General features: G+C 61.4%; 17 protein-coding genes. 7 read left to right on the top strand and 10 right to left on the bottom strand.

Annotation, left to right across the window (positions count from 1 at the left end; genetic code table 11):
* Positions 1 to 47: 47 nt before the first annotated feature.
* The gene (locus tag AC3WTO_RS07045; protein WP_492459929.1) at positions 48 to 446 is read left to right on the top strand and encodes a hypothetical protein; all 399 of its coding nucleotides are present in this window, start codon (positions 48 to 50) and stop codon (positions 444 to 446) included.
* Between the two features lie 147 nt (positions 447 to 593).
* Here AC3WTO_RS07045 and AC3WTO_RS07040 read toward each other — a convergent pair whose 3' ends face one another.
* The 3 genes from AC3WTO_RS07040 to AC3WTO_RS07030 all read right to left on the bottom strand — a co-directional run bounded on the left by AC3WTO_RS07040 (position 594) and on the right by AC3WTO_RS07030 (position 3,212).
* Positions 594 to 2,165 carry a GMC family oxidoreductase gene (locus tag AC3WTO_RS07040; RefSeq protein WP_492459928.1) on the bottom strand — a complete coding sequence of 524 codons (1,572 nt, stop codon included), beginning with the start codon at positions 2,163 to 2,165 and terminating at the stop codon, positions 594 to 596.
* Between the two features lie 39 nt (positions 2,166 to 2,204).
* Complete coding sequence (locus AC3WTO_RS07035; RefSeq protein ID WP_492459927.1) at positions 2,205 to 2,735, bottom strand: gluconate 2-dehydrogenase subunit 3 family protein; 531 nt, start codon at positions 2,733 to 2,735, stop codon at positions 2,205 to 2,207.
* A gap of 81 nt (positions 2,736 to 2,816) precedes the next feature.
* Entirely contained in the window at positions 2,817 to 3,212 is a 396-nt protein-coding gene (locus AC3WTO_RS07030) for a VOC family protein (protein WP_492459926.1), read from the bottom strand.
* Between the two features lie 234 nt (positions 3,213 to 3,446).
* On the opposite strand from AC3WTO_RS07030, the gene AC3WTO_RS07025 reads away from it, so the two are divergent.
* The gene (locus AC3WTO_RS07025; RefSeq protein WP_101938303.1) at positions 3,447 to 3,752 is read left to right on the top strand and encodes a ribbon-helix-helix domain-containing protein; all 306 of its coding nucleotides are present in this window, start codon (positions 3,447 to 3,449) and stop codon (positions 3,750 to 3,752) included.
* Positions 3,753 to 3,800: 48 nt separating this feature from the next.
* Here AC3WTO_RS07025 and cckA read toward each other — a convergent pair whose 3' ends face one another.
* On the bottom strand, positions 3,801 to 6,431 hold the full coding sequence (cckA, locus tag AC3WTO_RS07020; RefSeq protein WP_492459925.1) for a cell cycle histidine kinase CckA: 2,631 nt from the start codon (positions 6,429 to 6,431) through the stop codon (positions 3,801 to 3,803).
* Between the two features lie 238 nt (positions 6,432 to 6,669).
* Between cckA and AC3WTO_RS07015 the strand changes: the two genes are divergently transcribed.
* The gene (locus AC3WTO_RS07015) at positions 6,670 to 7,404 is read left to right on the top strand and encodes a hypothetical protein (protein WP_492558404.1); all 735 of its coding nucleotides are present in this window, start codon (positions 6,670 to 6,672) and stop codon (positions 7,402 to 7,404) included.
* 73 nt (positions 7,405 to 7,477) lie between these two features.
* Here the strand turns inward: AC3WTO_RS07015 and dksA are convergent, their stop codons facing one another.
* Complete coding sequence (dksA, locus tag AC3WTO_RS07010) at positions 7,478 to 7,894, bottom strand: RNA polymerase-binding protein DksA (RefSeq protein WP_054312962.1); 417 nt, start codon at positions 7,892 to 7,894, stop codon at positions 7,478 to 7,480.
* 250 nt (positions 7,895 to 8,144) lie between these two features.
* Here dksA and AC3WTO_RS07005 point away from each other — a divergent pair, with 250 nt between their 5' ends.
* The 3 genes from AC3WTO_RS07005 to AC3WTO_RS06995 all read left to right on the top strand — a co-directional run bounded on the left by AC3WTO_RS07005 (position 8,145) and on the right by AC3WTO_RS06995 (position 11,352).
* Entirely contained in the window at positions 8,145 to 8,648 is a 504-nt protein-coding gene (locus AC3WTO_RS07005; RefSeq protein ID WP_492459923.1) for a SixA phosphatase family protein, read from the top strand.
* A gap of 146 nt (positions 8,649 to 8,794) precedes the next feature.
* Positions 8,795 to 10,270: a YcjX family GTP-binding protein gene (locus tag AC3WTO_RS07000; protein ID WP_492459922.1), complete on the top strand. Its 1,476-nt coding sequence runs from the start codon at positions 8,795 to 8,797 to the stop codon at positions 10,268 to 10,270.
* Positions 10,267 to 11,352, top strand: a complete 1,086-nt coding sequence (locus tag AC3WTO_RS06995) for a YcjF family protein (protein WP_492459921.1) — start codon at positions 10,267 to 10,269, stop codon at positions 11,350 to 11,352. Before AC3WTO_RS07000 ends, AC3WTO_RS06995 begins: the two co-directional genes overlap by 4 nt.
* Positions 11,353 to 11,396: 44 nt before the next feature.
* Here AC3WTO_RS06995 and AC3WTO_RS06990 read toward each other — a convergent pair whose 3' ends face one another.
* The 3 genes from AC3WTO_RS06990 to fmdA all read right to left on the bottom strand — a co-directional run bounded on the left by AC3WTO_RS06990 (position 11,397) and on the right by fmdA (position 13,607).
* Positions 11,397 to 11,696, bottom strand: a complete 300-nt coding sequence (locus AC3WTO_RS06990) for an FmdB family zinc ribbon protein (protein ID WP_492459920.1) — start codon at positions 11,694 to 11,696, stop codon at positions 11,397 to 11,399.
* A 101-nt stretch (positions 11,697 to 11,797) separates the two neighbouring features.
* The gene (locus AC3WTO_RS06985) at positions 11,798 to 12,310 is read right to left on the bottom strand and encodes an AmiS/UreI family transporter (protein ID WP_492459919.1); all 513 of its coding nucleotides are present in this window, start codon (positions 12,308 to 12,310) and stop codon (positions 11,798 to 11,800) included.
* 70 nt (positions 12,311 to 12,380) lie between these two features.
* The gene (gene fmdA, locus AC3WTO_RS06980; protein ID WP_492459918.1) at positions 12,381 to 13,607 is read right to left on the bottom strand and encodes a formamidase; all 1,227 of its coding nucleotides are present in this window, start codon (positions 13,605 to 13,607) and stop codon (positions 12,381 to 12,383) included.
* Between the two features lie 363 nt (positions 13,608 to 13,970).
* Here fmdA and AC3WTO_RS06975 point away from each other — a divergent pair, with 363 nt between their 5' ends.
* A complete protein-coding gene (locus tag AC3WTO_RS06975) occupies positions 13,971 to 14,708 on the top strand; it encodes a response regulator (RefSeq protein ID WP_492459917.1) in 738 nt (245 codons plus the stop codon).
* Here AC3WTO_RS06975 and AC3WTO_RS06970 read toward each other — a convergent pair.
* Together AC3WTO_RS06970 and AC3WTO_RS06965 are read right to left on the bottom strand one after the other, a co-directional pair.
* On the bottom strand, positions 14,625 to 15,893 hold the full coding sequence (locus AC3WTO_RS06970) for a sensor histidine kinase (RefSeq protein ID WP_492459916.1): 1,269 nt from the start codon (positions 15,891 to 15,893) through the stop codon (positions 14,625 to 14,627). The two genes, AC3WTO_RS06975 and AC3WTO_RS06970, sit on opposite strands and share 84 nt — an antisense overlap.
* Positions 15,890 to 18,529 carry an ATP-binding protein gene (locus tag AC3WTO_RS06965; protein WP_492459915.1) on the bottom strand — a complete coding sequence of 880 codons (2,640 nt, stop codon included), beginning with the start codon at positions 18,527 to 18,529 and terminating at the stop codon, positions 15,890 to 15,892. Before AC3WTO_RS06965 ends, AC3WTO_RS06970 begins: the two co-directional genes overlap by 4 nt.
* Between the last annotated feature and the right edge of the window lie 158 nt (positions 18,530 to 18,687).

Genomic DNA, 18,687 nt, shown 5'->3' with positions numbered 1-18,687 from the left:
GTCGAAAAAGTGGTGCAAGCATGCACCGACCGCATTCGGACCGATCGATGATACATCGCCTGATCCTCTTGCTTTCCTGCATGGCTGCGGCGCTTGCCGCCGGTGGCGCGCGCGCTGCCATCGCCGACGGCACCTTGCCTGAAGGCAGCTATCGCTGTGAGGTCTACCTGCTCGGGGCATTCGTTTATCTGGGCGACATCAAGGTCAGGGGGCGCGTCTACAGCGGGCCAACCTACGGGCCGGTGATGCAAGGCTACAACTACGAGATGGACAGCAATGGCGAAGTCAGCTGGCTCGGCCCTGTCGGCGGTTTCACCAGCGGCGGCAACGGCATCTCGCTGACGCAGGTGACGGCCGACGATCCCGCCGACGCGTCCTTCGACATTGTCATGCACCAGCCGGACGGCGCCTTCAGCGCCGCGACCTGCACGATACGCCAGCCTTAGCGCGATTCCGGGAAAAGTGCGTAGCGTTTCAGCGTTTCCATGAAAAACGGAAACGTGGAAATGCTCTAGCCTCAAGCCGGCATCGAAGTTTTCAAAGAAAAAGCGCGGAACGTTTTGGGCGTTCCGCGCGAGCAGACTCGGGAGTGTTCAAATCGTCTTGGCGGCCATTTGCCTGGCGATGTAGTCGGCCTGACGGATGGCCAATGTGACGATGGTCAGTGTCGGGTTCTCAGCGCCGCCGGTCGTGAACTGGCTGCCGTCGGAGACGAACAGGTTCTTGATGTCGTGTGTCTGGCCATGATTGTTGACGACCCCGTCCTCCGGCTTCTCGCTCATCCGGTTGGTGCCGAGATTGTGCGTGGACGGATAAGGCGGCGTCGGGAAGATGCGCGTCGCACCGACCGCGTCATAGATCGCCGTGCCTTGCCCGTAGGCATGGTCACGCATCGCCGTGTCGTTGGGGTGATCATCGAAATGGACATTGGCCACCGGCATGCCGTGGCTGTCCTTTTCGGAAGCATGCAGGGTAACCCGGTTTTCGGCGCGTGGCATGTCCTCGCCGACGATCCACAGGCCCGCCATGTGATCGTAGTGGTCGAGTGCCGTGGTAAAGGAGCGGCCCCAGCCGCCGGGGTTGAGGAAAGCCGCCATGAACGGCAGCCCAAGCGCCAGCGTCTCCAGTTCGTAGCCGCCGACGAAACCGCGCGAAGGATCGTTGCGCGCCTCGTCACGCACGATGCCGGCCATGGTGGTCCCGCGATACATGTGCACCGGCTTGTCGAAGATGGCGTAGACCGAACCCGTGGTGTGGCGCATGTAGTTGCGACCGACCTGCCCCGAGGAATTGGCAAGTCCCTGCGGGAATTTCGACGACTCCGAATTGAGAAGCAGGCGAGGACTTTCAATCGAGTTGCCGGCAACGGCGACAATGCGCGCCTTCTGTTCCTGCAGCTTGCCGTCCTTGTCGGCATAGACGACCCCGGTCACCTTGCCGGACGCGTCGTGGTTGATCTTGATGACCATTGCATTCGGGCGCACCTCAAGGTGTCCGGTCGCTTCGCCCTTGGGAATTTCGGTGTAGAGCGTCGACCATTTGGCGCCCCATTTGCAGCCTTGGAAACAGAAGCCGGTCTGCTGGCAGGAATTGCGGTCGTCGCGTGGCTGCGAATTGATCGCCATGCGGCCGGTGTGACATTCCTTGTAGCCGAGCTTGTCGGCACCGGCCTTCAGCACCTTGAAATTGTTGTTGCCGGGCAGGCCCGGTATGTCGTTGGTGCGAGTAACCCCCATCTTGTCTTCGGCTTTGGCATAGTAGGGCTCGAGTTCGGCAAGCGTGACCGGCCAGTCGAGCAGGTTGGCTCCTTCGATCTTGCCGTAGGTGGTGAGCGTCTTGAATTCGTGTTCCTGCAGGCGCAGGGAAGCGCCGGCCCAATGCGTTGTGGTGCCGCCGACCGCCTTGACGATCCAGGCCGGCAGGTTGGGAAAGTCCCGGGCGACACGCCAGTCGCCCGACGTCGTGCGCATGTCCTTCCAGGCAAGTTGGGCGAAGCTGTCCCACTCATCGTTGATGAAATCGTCATATTCGTAGCGCCCGCCCGCTTCGAGGATAACGACGTCGATGCCCTTCTGGGCAAGTTCATTGCCGAGCGTGCCGCCGCCGGCGCCCGAGCCGATGATGACGACCACGCCATCATTCTTCAGGTCGAATGGTGCTGCCATGGTTTCCTCCCATGAATTCCTGCTGGTGACGGGTATGTTTCAGAGCCACTCGATGTCGTCGAAGCCGCGGCTGATGTAGCCGCCCTTCGAATAGGACTCGCCCTCGTAGCCGAACACCGGCCAGATCTCTTTCTGATTGTAGAGGCTGACGACCAGTCCGCCGCGGACCGCCTGGAAGAACGGCGTCGTCTCGATGGCCTTGAGCACGGCGATGCGCTCTTCTTCCCAGCCAAGGCCTCGATAACCACCCTCGCCGGCACGTTTGTCGAGGTCGGCGATACCAGCCTCGATCAGTTCCTTGTGCTTGGCATCCTTGCCGGCCTGCTCGTCATGGCTTTTCACGGCCACCGCATAGAATTTGTCGGCCAGTTGATCGTGCGGGTAGATGTCGCGCGCCATCTGGATAAGCGTTGCCATGGTTTCCGGTTTCAATGCTGCTGTCTGCAGCCCCCAGGCGTTTTCCGGACTGATGACGGCGTTGCCGGCGATAACCAGCAATGCGCCGATGCTGCCGCGTTTCAGAAGCTCGCGGCGCGACAGGCCAGGCCTGCCTTCATAGATCGTGACCATTTTTCCTCCCGTGCTTGCTGTTGCGCCCTCCCGGCGCCGTGGCTGGCATCGCCTCCCTCCCTGGAGGCGACCGCTATCCTCCTATTTGAAACGGCCGTGACGCTGCAGAACCTCGATCTTGTAGCCGTCGGGATCCTCGACGAAGAAGAAGCGCGCCAGAAGCGCTCCATCGCGATTGAACTCGACAATTTTCTTCGGGTTGAGACCGAGCGCGCCGAAGCGGTCATGCTCTGCATCGAGATCGGACACCGACACGGCGAAGTGACCATAACCGTCACCCAGCGCGTAAGGCTCCGCCCTGCCCTTGTTGACGGTCAGCTCCACCTCGAAATCGCTTTCCGCATTGCTGAGGTAGACGAGTGTGAAGGTCTCGAAATCTAGTCGCTCGGCAACATCCAGGCCGAAAGCCTGCTTGTAGAAACTGACAGATCGGTTCTCATCGAGAACCCGGATCATCGTGTGGATCGCTTTAGCCAAGGGAACTCCGTCCGCGGTTTTGATCGGAAGGATTATGGGCCTGGCGAAAAGAGTTTGGTGGCAGCCCGTTACCACGCGCAAATCCATGCTCTTGCTTATGGTTTTGGCGATTCTGTCGTTGCGTCGCGGACGAAAGTCCGATTGCCGGCTCGGCCGTTTCGGCAGAAGATATGCAGAAAGCTGGCTGGTGCGGGGCGCGCCGGCCAAAGCCAGACAAGGACGGGAGAGTTATTGATGTGCAGGGTGTTTGCCGGACAGGACCCGGAAGGGTACCGCCAGATCAACCGGTCGATCCGCATCGCCGGTCATTCGACAAGCATCCAGCTCGAAGCCACCTTCTGGGAATTGCTGGATGAAATCGCCGAAAGCCAGGGCCTGACGACACCGAAATTCATTTCGAAACTTTACGACGAAGCCATTGAGATCAACGGCGAAATCCCGAACTTTGCGTCGATGCTGCGCACCACCTGCGCTCTTTACCTGCGCGGCCACCGACCTTGCGCGGAGGACCTTGAGGCGTTGCGCCGTCAGGCAGCCTGACGTTCAAGCGGCGGGTTCTCGGCCTTTCCGGCCGAGAGTCCTTCGGTTTTAGGATTTGTCTTCGAGAACGTCCTTCACGACGGTGGCAAGCTGTTTCAGCGAGAACGGTTTCGGCAGGAAACCAAACTGGGCATCGGCCGGCAGGTTCTTGGCGAACGCGTCTTCGGCGTAACCCGATACGAAAACGAATTTGATGCCCGGCTGGCGCTTTCGCAATTCACCGAGCAGCGTCGGACCGTCCATTTCAGGCATGACGACGTCAGAGACGACAATATCGATCTTGCCTTCGAGCTCATCGAACACTTCCAGCGCCTCGACGCCGGATGTTGCCTCATGCACGGTGTAGCCGCGCGACCTGAGTGCTCGCACGCCCCCCATGCGCACGGCATCCTCGTCTTCGACCAGGAGGACAATGGCCGAGCCGGAAAGATCCTTGGCCTCCCCGGCCTTCGCCGCATCGCCATTCTTGGCGGCCCCGGCCACAGCGGCGTTTTCCGTTTCGACCGCCTTGGCATCGCCCGGCTTTCCGCCCACGGGCAGCTTGACGGCTTCAGCGACATGGCGCGGCAGGAAGATGCGGAAGGTGGTGCCCTTGCCGACTTCCGAATCGCAGAAGATGAAGCCGCCCGTCTGCTTGATGATGCCGTAGACCATCGACAAGCCGAGGCCGGTACCCTTGCCGACTTCCTTCGTCGTGAAGAAGGGCTCGAAGATCTTCTTCAGCACGTCCGGCGCGATACCGGAGCCTGTGTCCTCGACTTCGACGACGACATAATCGGCGGCCGGCAGCTCGCGATAGGAAAACGCGGCGCATTCATCCGCCGTGACGTTTTTTGTCCGTACGGTGAGGTCGCCGCCTGACGGCATGGCGTCGCGTGCATTGACGGCGAGATTGACCACCACCTGTTCGAACTGGCCGATGTCGACCTTGACCGGCCATAGATCGCGGCCGTGATCGACCTTGAGCTTGATGTTGTTGCCGACGAGGCGGGCAAGCAGCATGCGCAGGTCAGCCAGGACGTCCGTGAGGTTGAGCACTTCCGGCCGCAACGTCTGCTTGCGCGAGAAGGCGAGAAGCTGGCGCACCAGCGATGCCGCCCTGTTGGCGTTCTGCTTGATGTTCATGATGTCCGGGAAGGACGGATCGGACGGACGGTGGTTCGCAAGCAGCAGGTCGGATGCCATGATGATGGCGGTGAGCACGTTGTTGAAGTCATGCGCGATACCACCGGCGAGCTGGCCCACTGCCTGCATCTTCTGGCTTTGCGCCATCTGCCCTTCCAGGGCTTTCTGCTCCGTGGTCTCGACGGCATAAACGATGGCCGCTTCCTCGGCGCCCTCGCCATCGGTGCCGTCGGCGACCGCGTTGACGTAGAAGCGAACGTGGCGTTCTTCGTTGTCCGGCAGGACCGTGTCGATCGGCGTGATATCGGCCTGGCGCTGATGCGCCTTTTCCAGCGCTGCGGCAAAGGCCGGCCTGTCGCGTTCATGGATGACCGTGTCGAGCCGCACCTTGCGGTCGAGTGCGTCGCGGTCGACCGCCGCTGAGAAAAGCGACAGGAACGGCGCATTGGTGCGCAGGATGCGGCCGTCATGATCCACGCCGGCGATGGCCATCGGCGTCGAGTTGAAGAAGCGGGTGAAGCGGATTTCGGAGGCCCGCAGGTCGGCGGAAGCATCCTCGCCCTGGGTCCGGTTGAGCACGATGGTGCGGCTTGGACCGTTCAGCCCTTCGCGGCTCGCCGAAACGCGATGCATGAAGCGCACCGGCAAGGCCTTGCCGGCCATCGTCGTGAGATCGAGATCGATCACGGCGTTGCGCGTCGTGCCGGGATCCGCGCGCACCGAACGGATCAGTGCCATGCCGTCACCGGCGACGATGTCAGGCACCGTCACCGCACCTGGCGTGAAGGATGCCAGATCGATGCCCAGCCACTCCGCCAACGTCGCGTTGATATAGGTGACACGGCCGTCCTGATCGGCGGAGAAGAATCCGGCAGGTGCGTGATCGAGATGGTCGATTGCCTGCTGCAGATCGAGGAAGAATCGCTCCTGCTCCGCGCGTTCGACGGAAATATCGGCGAGTTGCCAGGCTGACAGCGGCTGCCTCAGGCCAGGGACGGAGAACGTGCGCGCACGCGCACGATACCAGCGACCGCCCGGCTCGGCGCCCGGGCGGACGGATTGCGCCAGCCGGAACTCGCCATCGCCGGACTGCCCATCGCGCAAGCCCGCGGAGAGCCGGTAGATGGTGCTGGTTGCTTCGGGAATGTCGGAAAGCAACCCTTCCACCGTCTTGATGTCTGCCGCGGACGTCGCGCCTGTCATCTCGGCATAGGCGCGATTGGCGTAGACGACGCGGTCCTTGGCATCGGTGACCAGCAGCCCCTGCGACATGGAATCGACGAAGGCCTTCGAGAGTTCGTCGCTGGTCGAGCGCGGCGCGATCTGCACGAAGCCGATCGCTGTTGCGAACAGGAAGCCGACGCCGATCATTGCCAGCACGCCCAGCATGCCCAGCAGGAACGGATCGCCGAAACGTTCGCGGAAAATGCCGAAGACAACGGCGGCGGCAGCCAGCACCACCATGAAGATGATGAGCCGTGTCACTGCGCCCGGCCGTGTACCCTGGTCGACGATCGGCATCGGATAGAACTCGCCGCCCGTTTCCTTGGCCATGTGCCCCCTGCTCACCAATCCCAGTCACCGGCGCCCCGACTCGCCCGGTTGAATCATATTCTCCCTGCCCGGAAAAGACCCCGCTGGCAAATGTGCGCCAAAAACGACACTGTCAGCGGGCTTTCCCGCAGGCTCTTGCGGTTTGCCCTGTTCACAAAGCGTCAAACCCGCCTTGCGACATCCGGACACCGCCTTTAGTGTCGCCCTCGCTGGGGCCGGATCATTGTTGGGGATGTCTATGCTGAGTTGGCTGGAAAGCATGGCTGGGCCGAATTATGCGCCCGCCATCCTGTGGACTTTCGCGGCCCTGGTCCTGCTCGTCATCCTGCTGGTTATCGTCAGGCTGATCCGTGGCTTGACCTTCGGCACCTATGTCGCCGGCGGCAAGAACCGCAAGACACGCCTTGCGGTCATGGATGCGACCGCCGTGGACAGTCATCGCCGCCTGGTCCTGGTGCGCCGCGACGACATCGAGCATCTGATCCTCATCGGCGGACCGACGGACGTCGTTGTCGAGCGCGATATCCGCATGGTGCCGTCGCGCCGCCCGGTTCTGACCGGGGATGGACAGCCGCAACAACAGCAGCCTGCACGGCCGGCCGGCGAACAGCAGCGCCCGCAACAGCAGGTGCCCGCGCCGGCACGCCGGCCTGAGCCGCCGCGCCAGCAGGCTGCACCGAATGCGCCGACGCCGCATCGCGAGCCGACCCTGCCCTTGTCATCGCCGCCAAGAGTTCAGCAGCCGGCTGCGCAAGCCGCAGTGCGCCAGGAGCCCGTCCGCGCCGAACCGCCTTACCGTGCGCCGCCGGAGCCGGTCATGGAAGATCCGCTCGATGACGCATTGATGCACGAGCTGGAAGTTTCGCTGGAAGAGGACGAGGTGCCGCCGGCGAAGACCAATGCGAAGGTGCAGCCAACGCTGGATGACGAGATGGCGAAGCTGCTTGGCGAACTCTCCAGCCACAAGCGCTGATTGACGGCAGCCGCCAAAGAAAATGGCCGGCTGAGCCGGCCACCTCCAAAGACGAATTGTACGCCGACAACATTCAATCGTCGCGATACACCTTTTCCCGGCGCTCGTGACGTTCCTGCGCTTCGATCGACAATGTAGCGATCGGGCGGGCATCTAGGCGTTTCAGCGAGATCGGTTCACCCGTTTCTTCGCAATAGCCGTAGGTACCTTCATCGATACGCTGCAAGGCAGAATCGATCTTGGAAATCAGCTTGCGCTGACGATCGCGCGCTCTCAGTTCAATTGCCCGATCCGTTTCCGACGATGCACGGTCGGCGAGATCGGGGTGGTTGGCGTTTTCTTGTTGAAGGATTTCGAGAGTTTCACGCGCCTCGCGCAGAATATCATTCTTCCAGGTAATCAACTTGTGCCGAAAGTATGATTTTTGCCGTTCATTCATGAACGGCTCGTCTTCGGAGGGTACGTAATCGGAAGCTACTATTTCGCTCATTCGACTCACCCGACTGCCCCAAATTTGGCGCCTATATATTCGCGGCGCAATTGCTTAACAAGCGCAATCCTTCGTGCCGTCACGCATTTGTTAATACAACCCCTGCCCCGCCTCGCCACTTTCCTGGTCACCCTCAAGCCGTGCGGCTCTTGGCATATCTGCCAACAGGCCGACCGTTGCGTCCAAGCTTGCGGCTGGCTAATTCTTAATGGAAGGATCGGCGGACAGCGCCGGTTGGAAAGGGTGCTGCGTGGCAAAACTTTATCTTCTCAGGCATGCCAAGGCCGGATGGGCTTTGCCGGGTACGCGCGATTTCGACCGTGCCCTCGACCCCACTGGGGTTACAGATGCCGAGATGATAGGAACGGCCATGCGCGCTCATGGCTATGTCCCGGACCTGACGCTGTGTTCTGGCGCACTAAGAGCCCGCGAGACGCTGGGGGGGATCGCCAGCCACACCGATACCGGCCGCGTGCTGTATTTCGACAAACTCTACAGCGAGGATGCCGCCGGCTATCTGGAAATCATCCGGGAGCATGGCGGCTACGGGTCTCTCCTGATTATCGGCCACAATCCGATGATGGAAGATCTGGTAATGGCCATATCCGGTGACGGGGAAGCAGGTGCGCGAGAGACACTGGAACATGGGTTTCCAACGTCAGGCCTCGCGGTCGTCCGCTTCGATGCCAGCCTGAAGAACGCTGCCCCAGGCAAAGGCTACCTGGAAGACTTCCTCACGCCGATCACCGTCTGACGGGCGCGCCATTCAAAAGCCGCCTCCGGCAGCCTATATCGAGGTCCGTAGAGCGTTGCCGTTTTTGACGGAAACGCGGAAAAACTCTAACTCTTTGTTTTTATGCAATTACGCGCACAAGATGAGCGAAGCGTGAGAAAAATCCATTGGCTTCATCGCTGACCACCATTTCCGATGAGGCCCGCATCGCGCTGGACACTGTGACCAGTCGAACTGCAGGGCTGTTTCGACCTTCGATCAGGCTCGGCGTCACCGGTCTCTCCAGGGCCGGCAAGACCGTGTTCATTTCTTCCCTCGTTCACAACCTTATCCATGGCGGACGCCTGCCGCTGTTCGAAGCGCAGAAATCAGGACGCATCGCGCGGGCATTCCTGGAAGAACAGCCCGACGACGCCGTGCCGCGGTTTCAGTACGAGGATCATATCGCGGCTCTGGTCGATCAGCGCATCTGGCCCGACTCCACGCGCGCGATTTCGGAACTGCGACTGACGATCGAGTTTGAATCGGCATCCGGCTGGAACCGGATGTTTTCGGCTGGGAAATTGTCCGTCGACATCGTGGACTACCCCGGCGAATGGCTGCTCGACCTGCCGCTGCTCGGCAAATCCTTCGCCGATTTTTCCAACGAAGCTTTCGAACTGGCAGCGTTACCGGTGCGCGCAGACCTGGCTCGCGACTGGCGCGCGCTTTCGGCGGCGGCGGCGACTGATGCGGATGCAGAGGAACTGACCGCCCGCCGGCTCGCCGAAAGCTTCGCAGCCTACCTGAAGGCGTGCAAACGCGACGAGCGTGCCCTTTCCACCTTGCCGCCCGGCCGCTTCCTGATGCCCGGAGATCTCGACGGCTCGCCGGCGCTGACCTTCGCGCCGCTGCCCGGCATTGCGGGAAAGCGGGCAAGGCCCGGCTCCCTGCACGCAATGATGGAGCGACGTTACGAAGCCTACAAAACGCATGTCGTGAAGCCGTTCTTCCGCGAGCATATTGCCCGCCTCGACCGCCAGATCGTGCTCATCGATGCCATGCAGGCACTGAATGCAGGTCCGGCCGCAATGGCAGACCTCGAACGCGCGGTCACCGAGATCCTTGCCTGCTTCCGCCCGGGGCGTGGCAGCTTCCTGACCGACTGGTTCGCACGCCGCATCGACCGCATCCTGATTGCCGCCACCAAGGCCGACCATCTGCACCACGAAAGCCATGATCGGCTGCAGGCGATCGTACGGCGGCTCGCCGACCGGGCTATCGCCAGAGCCAGCTTCACTGGGACGGCCGTCGACGTCGTCGCCATGGCGGCCGTACGTGCCACGCGCGAAGGCACCGTCAAGCAAGGCATCGAGACCTTGCCGGTCATTATCGGCACGCCGCTCGAGGGCGAACGGATCGGGGGAGAAACGTTCGACGGCAACACCGAAACGGCCATATTTCCTGGTGACTTGCCGAAAAGTGTTGATGCCGTTTTCGAGGAACAGGCGAAGGATCGCGGCGTCAACGCGGATCCTGCCATCCGTTTTGTGCGTTTCCGCCCGCCGAAACTGGAACGCACCGCCGAGGGCGTGACATTGTCGTTGCCCCATATCCGCCTCGACCGTGCCTTGCAGTTCCTGATCGGAGACCGCCTCGCATGACTACGTCCCGCAAGCCGGCGGCGTTCCGTATTGAGCCGGAAACCGCACCCGCGCCAGAGCCTGCAGCTGCGACGAACCCGACGCAGGCGTCGCGCAAGCCACGCGCGATGAAGGCCGAAGCCGCCATTGTCGTGCCCGATGCCATCGATGTGTTTGACGAACCGGACCTGATTGCCGCCGAACCGCCGGTGGCACCGACGCCCCCCAGACGCTCGTTGCTTGCCAATATTTTCTTCGGCGCCGTCGGCATCCTGGTGTCATTGGCCATAGGTTTGTGGACGGACCGGCTGATCCGCGACCTGTTCGCCCGCGCCGACTGGCTCGGCTGGCTGGCCGCCAGCGTCGCCGTGGCAGCTCTGTTGGCGTTGCTGGTCATACTGGCCCGCGAATTCCTCGCGATTGCGCGGCTGGCCAAGGTGGAAAAACTGCAGGGCAAAGCCCTGGACGCCATCGCGCGCGACGATCCCAACGCCGCGCGTGCGGTGGTCGACGAATTGTCGGCGTTCGTCGCAGCACGGCCGCAGACGGCTGCGGGGCGTCGCGCACTCGCTGATCTGCGCGGCGAGATCATTGACGGCGGCGATCTCCTGCGGCTGGCCGAAACCGAAATCCTCGGCCCTCTCGATGCCCAGGCCAAGACCATGATCCTGGACGCAGCCAAGCGGGTGTCGCTGGTCACTGCGGTCAGCCCACGTGCCCTGGTCGACGTCGCCTACGTGGTGTTCGAGGCCGGCCGGCTGATCCGACGCCTGTCGGAATTGTATGGCGGCCGGCCCGGCACGCTGGGTTTCTTCCGGCTTGCCAGAAACGTTCTTGCCCATCTTGCCGTCACAGGCTCGATCGCCATCGGCGACAGTTTTGTGCAGCAGATCGTCGGTCACGGACTGGCGGCCCGGCTGTCGGCAAAACTGGGTGAAGGCGTGGTCAACGGCATGATGACCGCACGCATCGGCATTGCCGCCATGGAAACCGCCCGCCCCTTGCCCTTCACCGCGGTGAAGCGGCCCGGAATGAGCGATTTTCTCACCGCACTGACCTCTTTCGCCGGCGGGAAGGATCGCGGCAACGGTGCGACTTCATAGTCCCGCCGCGTTGTTCCAATGCACGCGGATGGCCAGCGCCCCGATCAGTGGCCGATCATCCACTTCTTGCGCATCGATGCCGGCTTGTTGCCAATCTTGCACAGCGCGCAACCACAGCCGCTGAGATGCGCCTTCTTGACCACTTTCGGTTCGGTGCCGCTTCGCTCTGAACGCGCCAGTGCACGGCGCAGCTTGTCGTTCATCAGGCTGAGGCGCGGCGCCGCGACATCCCTGTTGCTCAGCTCCGTGCATTGCGGGCACGCACATGTCCTCAGCGCGTCCTGCATCGGCACCCATTCCTCAAACGGTCCACAGTCGTCACAAACATAATTGTAGAGCGGCATCGCCAGCCTCCGAAAAACATCAAAAACGATCTGGCAGGCGAAGGAACTCCCGCCCATTCAGGCTGCCTGGTTGAGCCATCGCCCGACCAGGCAGAACTGCATCACAGCTTGCCGTCCAGCAGCAGGAAGCCCGGCAGCCAGCCGGTGACAACGCCTGCAAGCAGTGTCGCGATCGCGGTCACCCGCAGAACCGGCCGCTGCAGCGCCAAAAGCAGGAAATACAGGAACCAAACCACGCCCCAGATGACCCAGTTGGATGCCATCCAGAAGTCGATCGACGTTTGGCCGTCTGAAAACCCGCGCACCGCCACCGGAACGGTGGTGATGGCGACGAACAGGCTGAACCAGCCGAGGCCTCGTCCGTCCACCTTTATCACCCTGTTGTAGGCCACCCAGAAATAGGTCGCCGAAAACAGGATCGTCAGCGCCGCGCCTTTTATCGACGCAGCATCTGCACTGGGTCCGAACGCCCAGGCGAGTGACACGCAAAACGTCACGATACCGGAAACCACATTGATAACGATGATTTCCAAGTCCTCGATTTTGCCGAGAAGCCACAGCCCGTTCAGGAACAGGACGGCTCCGACATAAAGCAAAGCAAATCCGAGCAGCATGAATTCCCTCCCCAAAAAGAGCGCCGGCCAGCACCGTGTCTGACCGTCGCTTCATCGTTGTGCAGCCTGATCAGCTCGTCTTGGCGACGTCGGCCTTGAAGTCCTGCTTCTTCGGTCCGTGGGCGTTGGGATTGATGTCGAAGTCGAATATCGCCGTAGGGATGGCCAAGGTGGCGCAAACGTTGGGGATGTCGACGATGCCTGCAATGCGTCCTTCGACGGGGGCAGTGCCCAGGATCATGTAGGCCTGTTCGCCGGAGTAGCCGAATTTCTTGAGGTACTCGATGGCGTTGAGGCAGGCTCTTCGATAAGCGACGTGGGCATCGAGATAATATTGCTCGCCCGTATGCTCATCGACCGAAATCCCCTCGAAGATGAGATAGTCGTCAAAATGCGGGTCGATCGGACTTGGCTTGAAGATCGGGTTGGTGACACCGTATTTGGCCATGCCACCCTTGATGACGTCGACGCTGATATCGACCCAGCCGGCCATTTCGATGGCACCGCAGAAAGTGATCTCGCCGTCGCCCTGCGAGAAATGGATATCGCCCATCGAGAGGCCGCCGCCCTTCACATAAACAGGGAAATAGACCTTCGAACCGCGCGACAGGTTCTTGATGTCGCAGTTGCCACCGTGCTCGCGCGGCGGAACCGTGCGCCACGCCTCGGCCGCGGCCTTCCGCGCCGCATCGCCCTTCAACTGTCCCATCAGCGCCGTATCGGCGTATGGCAGCGCTGCCAGCGGTGGCACACGCGCAGGATCGGTCGCCACCAGTTCGGCTTCGCGCCTGTTGGCTTCCGCGAGCAGCTTGTGATCCGGCAGGCAACCGATCAGGCCGGGATGGATGATGCCGGGATAACGCACGCCGGGAATGTGGCGCGAGGTCGTGTAGATGCCATGGAAATCCCAGCAGGATTTGCTGGCTTCGGGGTAGTGCTCGGTCAGGAAGCCACCGCCGTTTTCCTTGGCGAACAGCCCATTGAAGCCCCACTCGGAATCGGATTTCGCGCCGAGATCAAGGATGTCGACGACCAACAGGTCACCGGGCTCCGCGCCGTCGACACCGAACGGGCCGCTGAGATAGTGAACGCGGGTCAGATCGACATCGCGGACGTCGTTCGCGCTGTCGTTGTTGCCGATCTGGCCTCCCGTCCAGTCGTGGCATTCCACGCGATAGGTGCGCCCTGGCTTGAGGTGCTCCACCATTGGAATGTCCGGATGCCACCGGTTGTGCGTCTTGATGGCATGATCTTCGGGGGCTTTGTTCAGGTCGACTGAGAATACTGTCTGTGGCATGCGGCTGTTCCTCCTCAATGCCAGCGTGCAAGAGGGAGGCTTGCGCGCCGTCCTCGTCCTTGCACCGGACTGCGCGATGCGCCCGGTATCGCCGTGCGACGTCAAGCTAGGTGCGGCATGTAATCGTCATGCATCGAAATGCTGCCCGCATTGTAATTTTTTGTAACCAGATGACGGGCAGCCGGCGCTCGCGGTACATTACAGACAGGCGATTTTAGTTATGATTTTCAGCGCATTGGAAAGACCTTGCCGCGCGCGCGAAACGTCGACCTGCCTTAGCCTCACCTCATGCGGCGTCAACCGCGACAAATGACCATCTTCCCTGCTCGACCGTGCCTACGAATTGCGATTATCGTAGCGGCCATGTCAGCTGCCGAACCAAGATCACGCATTCTCATTGTCGATGACGATCGTCGGCTGTGCAGCTTTCTCGAAAAATTCCTGACGAGTGAGGGCTACGGCATCGTCAGCACCCATGACGGGCGTTCAATGCGGCGCGCATTGGCTGACGAGGCGTTCGATCTTGTCATCCTCGACCTCAGCTTTCCGGTCGGCGAGGACGGCGTGACCCTGGCGCGCAGCATGCGCTCGCAATACGAACTGCCGCTGATCATGCTGTCGGGCAAGAACACCACGATCGACAAGGTGGTCTGCCTCGAACTTGGGGCCGACGACTACATTACCAAGCCTTTCGAGCCGCGCGAGCTCCTGGCGCGCGTACGGACGGTGATGAGGCGCTTTGCCAGGCGTATCAACCTGTCGGAAGCTGCGGAGGTAGATCACTCGACCGCCGTCTGTTTCGACGGCTGGCGGCTCGACCCCACGCGCTACAAGCTGTCGTCGCCGAACGGCGAAAATGTGCGCCTGACCAGTCAGGAATTCCAGATCCTGTCGGCACTCGTCGAACGGCGTGGCCGCGTCCTCTCACGCGAACAGATCCTCGACATCGTCGCCAATCGCAACTGGACGCCCTATGACCGCAGCATCGACGTGCTGATCGGCAAGATACGCCGCAAGTTACAGGACAACGCGCGCGACACCCAGTTCATCAAGACCATTCGGGGGGTCGGCTATATGTTCGCCACCCAGGGCCGGGACTGAAGCACGCGGCAGATAGAGGTTGATCCGGGTGCCTTCGCCCGGCTTGCTGGAGATACCGAGGCGCCCGCCTGACTGCCGTACGAATCCATCGACCATCGGCAGGCCAAGGCCATTGCCCTTACCCGCAGGTTTGGTGCTGAAGAGCGGTTCCAGCGCCCGGCGACGTACCGATACCGACATTCCATGTCCGGTATCGATGACGGAAACAACGACATACTGACCGGGCAAAAGGCCCGACGCGACCCGGGCGTCGTCTGGTCGCACGACGAAGTTGCAGGCCTCGAACCGAAGCGTACCGCCGTCGGGCATTGCGTCGCGCGCGTTGAGCGCCAGGTTAAGCAGGCTGCTTTCCATCTGCGCCGGATGAACCTCGATTTCGTGCAGATCATCCGCGAGATCGAGTGAGAGGCTGATCCTCTCGCCCAGCGTACGATGCAAGACGCGCATCAGATCCGGCAGCGCCGTGCGCAAGTCGACGCGAACCGTATCGCCCCCTTCCTGGCGACCGAAATTAAGCAGCCGGGTTGTCAGGTCCGTCCCCGCCTTCACCGCCTCCAGTGCATCCTCGAGCATCTCCGCCAACTCAGGTTTGGTTCGTACATGCTCCTGCAGCCAGCGCAGATTGGCGAGCAGGACGGCCAGGATGTTGTTGAAGTCATGTGCGATGCCACCGGCCAGCTGTCCCATCGTCTGGATGCGCTGCATCTGCCCGAGCCGCTCGGCAGCCAGGCGCTTTTCTTCCATCAGGCGGGTGCGCTCGAAGCAACGCTCCAGCGTCGCCAAAAGGTCGGCGCTGTAGAACGGCTTGCACAGATAGTCATAGGCTCCGGCCTGCAATGCCTCCACAGCAGTCTCGACCGAGGCGTAGGCCGTCACCATCAGGCAAATGAGATCGGGGCTTTGCCGGCGAAAAGCCCGGACCAGTTCCACACCGCTGCCCACGCCTAAGCGCACGTCGACAAGGGCAATCGTCGGCTGGTGCAACGCCAATGCACCTCGAGCCGACAACGGATCGTGCGCGACGATCGCCTGATAGCCTTCAAGTTCAAGCAATCCGGCAAGGCTCGCGGCAAAATCCTCATCGTCGTCGACAATAAGGACGCACTTCTTCTCGACCGGCTCGGTTCCGAGCGGGATGATGTCGTCACCAATGAAGTCGGCATGGAGATCGGTCTGGTCTGTCATGACGACCCCCCGCCTGCCCGCGGCAACACGATCGACACGCGCGTGCCGGCGCCTTGTACGCTGTCGATCAGGACCGAACCGCCATGTTGCTCCACGATGCGCTTGACCAGCGGCATTCCAAGTCCAACGCCAAATGCCTTTGTGCTGAACAGCGGTTCGAACACGCGTGCTGCTGTTTCGCGCGACATGCCTGAACCGTTATCGGCAACGCAGATGATGGCATTTTCGCCCTCGCAGCGGGTGGAGACGACAATCGCCGCATCATCCGCCGCATGCCCTTCACAGGCCTGGAGGGCATTGGCCAGAACATTGGAGAAAGCCTGCCGCAGCCGCTCGCCATCGGCCGATATCTTGCATCCAGCGGCGAGCTGAAGCTTTATCAGCCGCGCGGCGTCCTGTTCGGCGACATGTTGGGCCACCCACCGGTCGATCAAGATCGGCGTCACGATCAAGGCGTGCTTGCGTGAGAAATCGAGCAGGTCCTCGATGATCCGCACGCAACGCCAGGCATTGCGCTGCAACCGTTGCAGCTCGGAGAGCACTGGTTCGTCGGCCTTCTTCAGCGAGCGGAGCAAGACGTCGGCTGATGTCACCAGGGTACCCAGCGGATTGCGAAGCTCGTGGCTGACTGTTGCCGTGATCTGGCCGATGGCGGCCAGGCGTTCGTTGCTTGCCAGATCCCTCTGGGTCTGGCGCAGTTTTTCCAGCGACGCGACCAAGTCTCGTTCGGCAAGTTCGCGGCTCTCCTGTGACAGCACGATCCACCAGGCGCCGATGCCCAGCAGAGGCAGCAGAGCGAGGAAGACACGCAGAAGCAGCTGGCCGCTTGCCAGATGGGGTTGTTCCGATCCCGGCTCGATCAATCGGTAGGTGAGAAGAAACACGCCGCCAGTGACCACTGCCAGGGCAAACAGCACTCCCGCCACCTTGAGCAGGCGTTGCCCCATGTGAGGGGCGATCTTGTCGCGCATATGCGGCAGCGCCCTGCCAAAATACCGCGTGCGCGAGGTCTCCAGCGCACCACCCGGCGACTTGCACACATCGTGGCAATGCGAATCCAGGCTGCAGCACAACGAGCAGATCGGTTGCTCATAGAAGGTGCAGTGGACCATGTCGGAGCGTTCATAGGTAACGCCGCAGATGGCGCACAAATTGCTGTCCTGCCTCGTCGCAGGCAACTCGACGGGCTGGCGTGCCAGATAGTAGCGCCCTTTGGTCGCGATGCCGATTGCAACGGCGCTGCCAAGCGCGGTGACAAAGGCAATTGGCGCGGCATAGGCCTGCACCATGACGCCGAAGATGCCGGAGAAACACAGAAAAGCGACAAACGATGCCATCGCCATCGAGCCGCAGCCGACAGGATTGATATTGTAGAGATAGGCACGCTTGAATTCGGGGAAAGCGGGGCTAACCCCAAGCGGCTTCAGGATGGCGAGGTCGGCAAAGATCGAACCGATCCAGGCGGCGGCGATGATCGAATAGACCGCCAGTACAAGCTCAAGCGTCTGGAAGATGCCGAGCAGCATCAACAGCAACGAGATCAGGATATTGAATATCAGCCACACGACCCGACCAGGGTGATAGTGGGTGACACGCGAGAAGAAGTTGGACCACGCCAACGAACCGGCATAGGCGTTGGTGACGTTGATCTTGACCTGCGAAATCAGCACGAACACCGCGGCAAGGGCGAGCACGACACGAGGGTCGGGGCTCACATACTCATATGCCTTGATGTACATATGGATGGGTTCAAGTGCCATGGACCGCGGCAAGCCGGCCTGGATTGCCAGCACCGCCAGCAGGCTGCCGCAGAGTATCTTGAACCCACCGACGATGATCCAGCCCGGGCCGGCGGCAATCACGGCTGCCCACCAGCGAAAACGGTTTTGTGGTGTCTTGTCGGGAAGGAAACGCAGATAGTCGACCTGTTCGCCGATCTGGATGGACAACGCGGACAGGACGCCAACGGCCGAGCCGAACGCAAGGAAATTGAACCCCTCGCCTGTGAGGTCACTGCCGACGAAAGTCGTCCACTCGTGGAGCGTTTCGGGGTGAGCAAACAGGATGTAGGCGAATGGTGCCAGGTGCATGGCGATCCAGATCGGCTGCGACAGAAGCTGCAGCTTGCTGATCAGCGTCACGCCCATGAAGGTTATCGGGATGATCACGACGGAAGAAATGACATATCCCAGCACGAGCGGCACATCGGCAAGCAGATTGAGCGCCTGCGCCATGATCACGCCCTCGAGGGCGAAAAAGATGAAGGTGAATGTCGCGTAGATCAGCGAGGTGATTGTGGATCCGATGTAGCCGAAGCCGGCGCCACGCGTCAGCAGGTCCATATCGATGTTGTGACGGCTGGAATAATAGGCGATCGGCAGGCTAGTCGCGAAAACGAACAGGCAGGTCACGAGAATCGCGGGGAAGGCATTGGCGAAGCCGTAGCTGAGCGTAATCGCGCCGCCGATGGCCTCAAGGGCGAGAAACGAAATGCCGCCCAGCGCGGTGTTGGCAATGACAAATGGCGACCATCGGCGAAATGACCGGGCCGCGTAGCGGAGCGAATAGTCTTCCAGCGTCTCGTTGGCGATCCAGGAATGGTAGGATCGCAGGGCCGGCAACTGCGGCGTTTCCATCACGTTCCGCACGCATGCGCGATGGCCCGATACAGCGACCGGCACATGAAACTGCTCCTCCTAAAACCTGCTCCCGGTCAAATGATCACACAAAGGCGATTGCCAGACCAGCCCGCTCCGCCCGTGGAGCGTTTGCGTTTTTCGACGAAGGCACATGC

It is taken from the genome of Mesorhizobium sp. EU05-FHT14A09 (assembly GCF_058790995.1).
This window is presented reverse-complemented; position numbering and strand designations above follow the sequence as displayed.

Excerpts from the sequence above, each read along its gene's own strand:
- AC3WTO_RS06985 (WP_492459919.1), bottom strand. The coding sequence starts at position 12,310 with ATGCTGCTCGGATTTGCTTTGCTTTATGTCGGAGCCGTCCTGTTCCTG.
- fmdA (WP_492459918.1), bottom strand. The coding sequence starts at position 13,607 with ATGCCACAGACAGTATTCTCAGTCGACCTGAACAAAGCCCCCGAAGAT.
- AC3WTO_RS06975 (WP_492459917.1), top strand. The coding sequence starts at position 13,971 with ATGTCAGCTGCCGAACCAAGATCACGCATTCTCATTGTCGATGACGAT.
- AC3WTO_RS07015 (WP_492558404.1), top strand. The coding sequence starts at position 6,670 with ATGCTGAGTTGGCTGGAAAGCATGGCTGGGCCGAATTATGCGCCCGCC.
- AC3WTO_RS07035 (WP_492459927.1), bottom strand. The coding sequence starts at position 2,735 with ATGGTCACGATCTATGAAGGCAGGCCTGGCCTGTCGCGCCGCGAGCTT.
- AC3WTO_RS07045 (WP_492459929.1), top strand. The coding sequence starts at position 48 with ATGATACATCGCCTGATCCTCTTGCTTTCCTGCATGGCTGCGGCGCTT.
- AC3WTO_RS06970 (WP_492459916.1), bottom strand. The coding sequence starts at position 15,893 with ATGACAGACCAGACCGATCTCCATGCCGACTTCATTGGTGACGACATC.
- dksA (WP_054312962.1), bottom strand. The coding sequence starts at position 7,894 with ATGAGCGAAATAGTAGCTTCCGATTACGTACCCTCCGAAGACGAGCCG.
- AC3WTO_RS07040 (WP_492459928.1), bottom strand. The coding sequence starts at position 2,165 with ATGGCAGCACCATTCGACCTGAAGAATGATGGCGTGGTCGTCATCATC.
- AC3WTO_RS06995 (WP_492459921.1), top strand. The coding sequence starts at position 10,267 with ATGACTACGTCCCGCAAGCCGGCGGCGTTCCGTATTGAGCCGGAAACC.
- AC3WTO_RS06990 (WP_492459920.1), bottom strand. The coding sequence starts at position 11,696 with ATGCCGCTCTACAATTATGTTTGTGACGACTGTGGACCGTTTGAGGAA.
- cckA (WP_492459925.1), bottom strand. The coding sequence starts at position 6,431 with ATGGCCAAGGAAACGGGCGGCGAGTTCTATCCGATGCCGATCGTCGAC.
- AC3WTO_RS07025 (WP_101938303.1), top strand. The coding sequence starts at position 3,447 with ATGTGCAGGGTGTTTGCCGGACAGGACCCGGAAGGGTACCGCCAGATC.
- AC3WTO_RS06965 (WP_492459915.1), bottom strand. The coding sequence starts at position 18,529 with ATGGAAACGCCGCAGTTGCCGGCCCTGCGATCCTACCATTCCTGGATC.